The organism is Bartonella sp. AC329YNZD (genome assembly GCF_042196685.1).
Classification (GTDB): domain Bacteria; phylum Pseudomonadota; class Alphaproteobacteria; order Rhizobiales; family Rhizobiaceae; genus Bartonella.
The window spans coordinates 1-1,093 of sequence record NZ_JBHIQS010000084.1; the positions used below are offsets into that span (position 1 = coordinate 1).

Below are 1,093 nucleotides of genomic sequence, written 5' to 3' on the forward strand. Positions count from 1 at the left end.
ATCAAACAGCAGGCAGTCAAAGAGGTTAAGCCTAGCAATCAAAAGGAATTTGTCCCTTATGATGAAGAACTTACTCTCTATGCTAAAGCTGATAAGACAGTCCAAGCAGGTCAAGCAAGTATAGTCATTGAATTTGTGACCAATCACTGAAATTTAGGGGAGAGATCTATTAGCTTCCCCTCAGTTTATGAATTAGCAGATTGTACCGAGAGTTGTAAATTAAGGGCAGATAAGACAGCAACTAAGGTAGAAAGTTTAGGGTCACCTGTTTTGCTTAAAGAGCGGTATAATCCGCTGCGTTCTCGATTGATTTCTTTTGCTAAGGCACGCATATTTTGAGAACGTGCAACAATACCAAGGGCATCCGCTATATGAGAGGCATCACCGGTTTTAAAGGCTTCATTAAGAAATGCTTGTTGTACTTCAATGTCTTCAAGATATTCTTCTGGTTTAAATGGGGTTATTTTCATCACTGTACTCCTCTTTTAACTTTAATGCTTGTTCAATATCTTTTTTCTGCGTTGATTTATCTCCACCGCATAACAAAAGGATAAAATCAGAGCCTTTTTGGGTAAAATAAATTCGGTAACCAGCACCATAATGGATACGTAATTCACCTATGCCATTAAAGAATTTAACATCACCGAAAAGACCCTGTTTTAAGCGGACAATACGTTGAAGAATAATAGCCTTAACGCTTTTATCTTTAAGTTTCTTAAGCCAAGTATCAAATTCTATCGTTTTATGAATGAACACCATTAGTGCACTATAATACACAAAATATATAATATCAATAGTAATAATTTTTACTGAAAGGTATTTTGATGACACGTCATTATATTCGGGTTAAGATCGGAGGACCGATACCTGTAAAGCGAGATGTTTATCGTCATAAGAGAACACTTTCGCACTTAGTGTCAGTCATTCAAGATGAGATTGATGATATAGCCGATGAGTATGTTCATCAAATCCAAGAAAGCATTTTTGCAGCCATTCGTTTTTGTGAACGGGAGACTTTTTACTTTAACGAAAGCCGTGATGTGGTGTTTGAGACACGGGCGGGACAAGGTGTTTATGATGCAAGCACTACCCG

At 37.3% G+C, this 1,093-nt stretch carries 2 protein-coding genes and 1 pseudogene; 1 reads left to right on the forward strand and 2 read right to left on the reverse strand.

The window, feature by feature from the left end:
* Window positions 1-185: 185 nt before the first annotated feature.
* Together ACFIMW_RS09320 and ACFIMW_RS09325 are read right to left on the reverse strand one after the other, a co-directional pair.
* Window positions 186-470 carry an addiction module antidote protein gene (locus ACFIMW_RS09320; protein ID WP_375608902.1) on the reverse strand — a complete coding sequence of 95 codons (285 nt, stop codon included), beginning with the start codon at window positions 468-470 and terminating at the stop codon, window positions 186-188.
* Window positions 451-759 carry a type II toxin-antitoxin system RelE/ParE family toxin gene (locus ACFIMW_RS09325; RefSeq protein ID WP_375608901.1) on the reverse strand — a complete coding sequence of 103 codons (309 nt, stop codon included), beginning with the start codon at window positions 757-759 and terminating at the stop codon, window positions 451-453. Before ACFIMW_RS09325 ends, ACFIMW_RS09320 begins: the two co-directional genes overlap by 20 nt.
* A gap of 65 nt (window positions 760-824) precedes the next feature.
* Between ACFIMW_RS09325 and ACFIMW_RS09330 the strand changes: the two are divergent.
* Window positions 825-1,093, forward strand: a pseudogene (locus ACFIMW_RS09330) (hypothetical protein); the annotation flags it as partial.

Bases quoted from the DNA above. Each gene is read 5' to 3' on its own strand.
- ACFIMW_RS09325 (WP_375608901.1), bottom strand. From the start codon at position 759: ATGGTGTTCATTCATAAAACGATAGAATTTGATACTTGGCTTAAGAAA.
- ACFIMW_RS09320 (WP_375608902.1), bottom strand. From the start codon at position 470: ATGAAAATAACCCCATTTAAACCAGAAGAATATCTTGAAGACATTGAA.